General features: G+C 68.9%; 5 protein-coding genes. 3 read left to right on the forward strand and 2 right to left on the reverse strand.

Annotated features, from left to right (window positions below):
* Positions 1-7: 7 nt before the first annotated feature.
* The 3 genes from AC5JCN_RS10330 to AC5JCN_RS10340 all read left to right on the forward strand — a co-directional run bounded on the left by AC5JCN_RS10330 (position 8) and on the right by AC5JCN_RS10340 (position 2,905).
* Entirely contained in the window at positions 8-829 is an 822-nt protein-coding gene (locus AC5JCN_RS10330; protein ID WP_495754937.1) for a class I SAM-dependent methyltransferase, read from the forward strand.
* Between the two features lie 131 nt (positions 830-960).
* Positions 961-2,175 (forward strand): NADP-dependent isocitrate dehydrogenase, encoded by a 1,215-nt coding sequence (locus tag AC5JCN_RS10335; RefSeq protein ID WP_495754938.1) that lies wholly within the window; start codon positions 961-963, stop codon positions 2,173-2,175.
* A 259-nt stretch (positions 2,176-2,434) separates the two neighbouring features.
* The gene (locus AC5JCN_RS10340) at positions 2,435-2,905 is read left to right on the forward strand and encodes a GFA family protein (RefSeq protein WP_495754939.1); all 471 of its coding nucleotides are present in this window, start codon (positions 2,435-2,437) and stop codon (positions 2,903-2,905) included.
* Positions 2,906-3,005: 100 nt separating this feature from the next.
* Here AC5JCN_RS10340 and AC5JCN_RS10345 read toward each other — a convergent pair whose 3' ends face one another.
* Together AC5JCN_RS10345 and alaS are read right to left on the reverse strand one after the other, a co-directional pair.
* A complete protein-coding gene (locus AC5JCN_RS10345) occupies positions 3,006-4,256 on the reverse strand; it encodes a cyclic nucleotide-gated ion channel (protein WP_495754940.1) in 1,251 nt (416 codons plus the stop codon).
* Between the two features lies 1 nt (position 4,257).
* A partial coding sequence (gene alaS, locus AC5JCN_RS10350; protein WP_495754941.1) for an alanine--tRNA ligase occupies positions 4,258-6,689 on the reverse strand: 2,432 nt, incomplete at its 5' end.

Consider the following 6,689-nt stretch of genomic DNA (forward strand, 5'->3'; position numbering starts at 1 on the left):
ACCGGCCATGGCCGACGATCCCGGGCGGATACCCTTCGAGAAACACCGCTTCCGCAGCGCGGTGGCCTATTACGGGCACCGCACCGCCTATCCTCCCGCCCTGATCGACTGGGTGGCGCGACGGACGGCGCTGGGGCCGTCTGACCGGGTGCTCGACCTCGGCTGCGGGCCCGGCACGCTGGCCGTGCCATTCGCCCGCCTCGGCTGCGAGGTCGTCGCGCTCGACCCCGAGCCCGCCATGCTGGCCGCGGCCCGGAGTGCCGCCCAGCGCGAGGGCGTGACGGTGACCCTCGTCGAAGCCTCGTCCGACGACCTGGAGGCCATCGACGGGCCCTTCCGCATCGTCACCATGGGCCGCTCCTTCCACTGGATGGACCGCCAGCCGACGCTGGAGGCGCTGGAGCGGCTGGTCGAGCCGGGTGGTGCCGTGGTCCTGTTCGGCGACGAACGCCTCTGGGACGACGGCTGGCGCGCCGTCTACGACCGGCTGGCGGAGGCCTACGACACCGGCGGTCTCACGGCCCGCGCCGCCCGGCGCGCGCCCGGCTGGCTGCCGCATGAGGCCGTGATGGCCGCTTCTCCCTTCCCCTGCATGGAGCGGCACGGCTTCGTCATGACCGAGACGCTGACAGCAGACGACATTGTCGGCCGCGCCTATTCCTACTCCGCGACCTCGCCCGACCGCCTGGCCGACCGGCGCGAGGAGTTCGAGGCGGAACTGCGGACCGCCCTCGCGGAGCTGTCCCCGGCCGACCGCTTCAGCGCCATCGTCGAGCCATGGGCGCTGGTCGCCGAGCGCGCGAACGGCGCCGTCCGGGGCCACGGCTGAGGCGCCGTTCCTTCCGCCATTCCTTCCGCCGTTCCTTCCAAAGGCGTGCTTGGTCGCCTCCGGGGCGGGTGCTATAGGGGCGCCGACATCCTGTCCGGCCGGTCCGGACCCCTGCCTGCGAGGATATGCCGATGGCGAAGATCAAGGTGGCCAACCCCGTCGTCGAACTCGACGGCGACGAGATGACCCGGATCATCTGGCAGCTGATCAAGGACAAGCTGATCCACCCTTATCTCGACGTCGACCTGCAGTACTTCGACCTCGGCGTTGAGCACCGCGACGCGACGAACGACAAGGTGACGGTCGAGGCTGCCGAGGCCATCAAGAAGGTCGGCGTCGGCGTGAAGTGCGCCACCATCACGCCCGACGAGGCACGCGTGAAGGAGTTCAACCTCAAGGAGATGTGGAAGTCGCCCAACGGCACGATCCGCAACATCCTGGGCGGCGTGATCTTCCGCGAACCCATCATCTGCCGCAACGTGCCGCGCCTCGTGCCCGGCTGGACACAGCCCATCATCGTCGGCCGCCACGCCTTCGGCGACCAGTACCGCGCCACCGACTTCAAGGTGCCCGGCAAGGGCCGCCTGACCATCAAGTTCGAGGGCGACGACGGCACGGTGATCGAGAAGGAGGTGTTCAAGTTCCCGGACGCCGGCGTCGCGATGGCCATGTACAACCTCGACGATTCCATCCGTGAATTCGCCCGCGCCTCGCTGAACTACGGCCTCAACCGCAAGTACCCGGTCTACCTCTCGACGAAGAACACGATCCTCAAGGCCTATGACGGCCGCTTCAAGGACATCTTCGAGGAGGTCTACCAGGCCGAGTTCAAGACGAAGTTCGATGCGCTCGGCATCACCTATGAGCACCGCCTGATCGACGACATGGTCGCCTCGGCGCTGAAGTGGTCGGGCGGCTACGTCTGGGCCTGCAAGAACTACGATGGCGACGTGCAGTCCGACATCGTCGCGCAGGGCTTCGGCTCGCTGGGCCTGATGACCTCGGTGCTGATGACGCCGGACGGCAAGATCGTCGAGTCCGAGGCCGCCCATGGCACGGTGACCCGCCACTACCGCGAGCACCAGAAGGGCAAGGAGACCTCGACCAACTCCATCGCCTCGATCTTCGCCTGGACCCGCGGCCTCGCCCACCGCGCCAAGCTCGACGACAATGCCGAGCTGGCCCGCTTCTCGGACACCCTGGAGAAGGTCTGCGTCGACACCGTCGAGGCCGGCTTCATGACCAAGGACCTCGCTCTGCTCGTCGGCGCCGAGCAGAAATGGCTGTCGACGACGGGCTTCCTCGACAAGATCGACGAGAACCTGAAAAAGGCGATGGCGGCCTGAGGCCGCCGCGACCTTCTGGTTGCCGCGTTGCTGCGCTCCTCGCAATGACGAGCGCGGAATTCACGCCATCCGACGTCATTGCGAGCGCAGCGAAGCAACCCAGGTCTGGGCCCTTCCGCCACCCTTGGGTTGCTTCGTCGCTGCGCTCCAACACCGGAATGAAACCACGCGTCTTCGGACGTGCTGCTGCAAGCTCCGCCCGTGCTTGCATGGCCACCGCCGGACGGCTGATGATGCCGCCGGGTGGCGGAGGACGGGAATGGACGGGCGAGAGCGAAAGCTGACCGGGGGATGCCAGTGCGGGGCCGTGCGCTATGCGCTGCACGCGCCGCCCGAGAAGGCCAGCATCTGCCATTGCCGCATGTGCCAGAAGGCCTTCGGCTCCTACTTCGCGCCGCTCGCGGGCGTGAAGCTGGCCGACTTCGAATGGACGCGCGGCGAGCCGGGCGTTTTCATGAGCTCCGACGCGGTGGAGCGTGGCTTCTGCCGCCAGTGCGGCACGCCTCTGACGTTCCGCTATACGGCCGAGGACATGATCGACGTGGCGTTGGGCAGCCTCGACGAACCGGCGCGCGTGCCGCCGACGATCGCCTATGGCGTCGAGAGCCGTATGCCGTGGTTCGACGCCCTCCCCGGCCTGCCGGGCCAGGTGACGTCGGACGATCCGCCGCCGACGCGGGACGGCCGCATCCAGAACCGGCAGCATCCAGACCACGACACGGACGGATAATGTGGAGCCTGGGTTTCCGGACCCGCGTCTTGCGACAGCGCGTCTGAAGACGCGCGGTCCGGCGCGGGCGGCCATGCGAGGACGGCCGAAGCGAGCCCGGTCAGGCGCCGTCTTCCTCGTTCGGCGACATCTCCTCCAGCGCCTCCCTGTGCTCGACGGTGCGGGAAGACCCGGCGGCGACGCGCTTCTCGGCCACGGCGCGGATGCGCTCTCCGATGTCGGGCCGCGACTCCATCAGCACCAGCAGGTCGGTAGCGTCGAGCACCAGGAGCTGCGTGCGCACCACCGCCCGCACCGTCGCGGAGCGCCGCGCCGCCTGCAGCACCGCTACCTCGCCGAAGAAATCGCCCGCCCCCAGCCTGTGCTCATGCTGGCTGCCCATCTCGATTGCCACCTGGCCCGAGCCGATGAAGTACATGCTGTGCCCCACCTCGCCGCGACGCACGATCACCTCGCCGGGCTCGGCGGAGTGCGAATGCAGGTACCGCATGATCTGCGCCACCTCCTCCGCGGTAAGGCTGGCGAACAGCGGGACACGCGCCACCATTCCCCAGGTGACCACGAAATCACGCCTGTGAATCGATTCGAGGAAGGCCGAAGAGATAATGCCGACCGGCAGGGCGAGCATGACGAGGCCCATCACAGCCGTGACGGAGGCCACCAGCTTGCCGAGCCAGGTGATGGGCACGGCATCGCCGTAGCCCACGGTCGCAAGCGTGACGATGGCCCACCACATGGCATCCGGAATGGTGCCAAACTTGTCCGGCTGGGCCCCACGCTCGACGATGTGCATGACGGATGCCGTGGCCACGACCACCCCGATCAGGATGACGAGGCAGGCCGTGAGCGCCCGCCGCTCGGTGACGACGGCGTCATAGAGCGAACTCAGGCCAGGCGAGTAGCGCGCCAGCTTCAGGAAGCGCAGCAGGCGGAAGACGACGAAGGCCTGGAAGTCCGCGGGAATGACATAGGCGAGGTAAAAGGGCACGACGGTGACGAGGTCGATGATCGCCGCGGGGCTGCGCGCATAGGCGAGCCGGGCGAGAGCGGGGCGCATGCGGCGATACTGCGGATAGTCCGGCGCAGCCCAGACGCGAAGGCCGTATTCGATCGTGAAAAGGACGAGCGACACGGCGTCGAGCCCGCGAAAGACCGGGCCGAACCCCGTCATCAGCTGCGGCACCGTTTCGAGAACGACGCTGGCGACGCTGACGACGATCCAGGCAATCAGCCCGGCATGGACGAGCCTTGCCGTGTTGTCGCCCGGGACTGTCTCCTCGAGGATCTCGTAGACACGCCGGCGCAGCCGCCGGCGCCCGCGGCGCTCGGCAGCCGTGCCGGAGCTTGCCATGTCAGGCGGCCGCGACGGCGGCCTGGATGGCGGCGAGAGCCTCCTCGGCCCGCGTCCCGTCCGGCCCGCCGGCCTGCGCCATGTCGGGCCGGCCGCCGCCGCCCTTGCCGCCGAGCTTCGCCGACCCTGCGCGCACGAGGTCGACGGCGTTGAAGCGGCTGGTGAGGTCGCCGGTGACGCCAACCACGACGCCGGCCTTGCCGTCCTCCGCGACGCCTACGATGGCCACGATGCCGGAGCCGATCTGCTTCTTGCCCTCGTCGGCCAGGCTTTTCAGGTCGCGCATCTCGATGCCGCTCACAGCGCGGGCGAGAAGCCTGATCCCGCCGACGTCCTGGACGCCGTCCGCAGCCGCCGCGCCGGCGCCACCGCCCATCGCGAGCTTCTTGCGCGCCTCGCTGAGCTCGCGCTCCAGCCGGCGCCGTTCCTCGATCAGGCCGGCGAGGCGCTCGGCCGCCTCGCCGGGCTGCGCCTTCAGCAGGCCGGTGAGGTCCTTCAGGATGCGCGCCTCGCCGACGAGGTGCAGCCGCGCGGCCTCGCCTGCCGCCGCTTCGATGCGGCGGACGCCGGAGGCGACCGCCCCTTCCGCAAGGATGGAGAGCAGCCCGATATCGCCGGTGCGCGCCACATGCGTGCCGCCGCAGAGTTCGATGGAGTAGGTTGACCCGGCATTCTGGCCGCCGGCGTTCGTTCCCATCGAAACGACGCGGACCTCCTCGCCATACTTCTCACCGAACAGGGCCCGGGCGCCGGACGCGATCGCCTCGTCGACGGCCATCAGGCGGGTCACGACCGGCTCGTTCTGCCGGATGACGCGGTTGACGATCGCCTCGACCCGGGTCAGCTCCTCCGGAGAGATCGGCTTGGGGTGCGAGAAGTCGAACCGCAAGCGCTCCGGCGCGACGAGCGAGCCCTTCTGTGCCACGTGGTCGCCGAGCACCTGCCGCAACGCCTCGTGCAGGAGGTGCGTCGCGGAATGGTTGGCACGCACGGCCGACCGGCGCTCATGGTCGACGACAAGTTCCAGCGCATCGCCGACGGCGACGCGGCCACTCTCCACTGAGACCTCGTGGACGAGAAGGTCGCCGAGCTTTCGCTGCGTGTCGTTGACCCGCAGGCTGGCGTCGGGGCCGAGCATCAGCCCGCAATCCCCCACCTGTCCTCCGGATTCGCCGTAGAAGGGCGTCTGGTTCAGGAGCACGAGGCCTTCCTCGCCCGACGCCAGCGCGTCGACCTGGCGGCCACCGCGCAGGATGGCGGTGACCACGCCCTCGGCCCGCTCCGTGTCGTAGCCCAGGAACTCGGTGGCCCCCACCTTCTCGCGCACCGCGAACCACTCGGATTCGGTGGCAGCCTCGCCGGAACCGGCCCAGGCGGCGCGGGCCATCTCCTTCTGGCGCTGCATCGCGGTGTTGAAGGCGTCGACGTCCACGCCGATGCCGCGGGCGCGCAAGGCGTCCTGCGTCAGGTCGAGCGGGAAGCCGTAGGTGTCGTAGAGCGTGAACGCCACCTCGCCCTTGAGGCTCTGGCCGGAGCCGAGGTCGCGCGTCTCGTCCTCCAGCATGGCGAGCCCGCGCTCCAGCGTCTTGCGGAAGCGCGTTTCCTCCAGGCGCAGCGTCTCGGTGATCAGAGCCTCGGCGCGCACCAGTTCGGGATAGGCGTGGCCCATCTCGCGCACGAGCGCCGGGACCAGGCGCCACATCAGCGGCTCGCGGGCGCCGAGCAATTCGGCGTGGCGCATGGCGCGACGCATGATGCGGCGCAGAACGTAGCCGCGGCCCTCGTTGGAGGGCAGCACGCCGTCGGCCACCAGGAAGGACGAGGCGCGCAGATGGTCGGCGATGACCCGGTGGCTCGCCTTGCGCGGGCCATCGGGATCCACGCCCGTCGCATCGGCGACGGCGCGGATCAGCGCCCGCATCAGGTCGGTCTCGTAATTGTCGTGCGTGCCCTGCAGGACGGCCGAGATGCGCTCCAGCCCCATGCCGGTGTCGATGGAGGGCTTGGGCAGCAGCAGACGCTCGCCGGGAGCGACCTGCTCGAACTGCATGAAGACGAGGTTCCAGATCTCGATGAACCGGTCACCGTCTTCGCCGGGCGAGCCCGGCGGGCCGCCGGGGATGTGGTCGCCGTGGTCGTAGAAGATTTCAGAGCACGGACCGCACGGGCCCGTGTCCCCCATCGCCCAGAAATTGTCCGAGGTCGCGATGCGGATGATCTTGGAGTCGGAAAGGCGGGCGATCCGCTTCCACAGCGAATGCGCCTCGTCGTCCTCCGAGTAGACGGTGACGATCAGCTTCTCGGCGGGGAGCCCATACTCTTTCGTGACCAGGTTCCAGGCGAGCTCGATGGCCCTTTCCTTGAAGTAGTCGCCGAAAGAGAAGTTGCCGAGCATCTCGAAGAAGGTGTGGTGGCGCGCGGTGTAGCCGACAT

Source organism: Alsobacter sp. (genome assembly GCF_059501845.1).

Bases quoted from the DNA above. Each gene is read 5' to 3' on its own strand.
- AC5JCN_RS10345 (WP_495754940.1), bottom strand. From the start codon at position 4,256: ATGGCAAGCTCCGGCACGGCTGCCGAGCGCCGCGGGCGCCGGCGGCTG.
- AC5JCN_RS10330 (WP_495754937.1), top strand. From the start codon at position 8: ATGGCCGACGATCCCGGGCGGATACCCTTCGAGAAACACCGCTTCCGC.
- AC5JCN_RS10340 (WP_495754939.1), top strand. From the start codon at position 2,435: ATGGACGGGCGAGAGCGAAAGCTGACCGGGGGATGCCAGTGCGGGGCC.
- AC5JCN_RS10335 (WP_495754938.1), top strand. From the start codon at position 961: ATGGCGAAGATCAAGGTGGCCAACCCCGTCGTCGAACTCGACGGCGAC.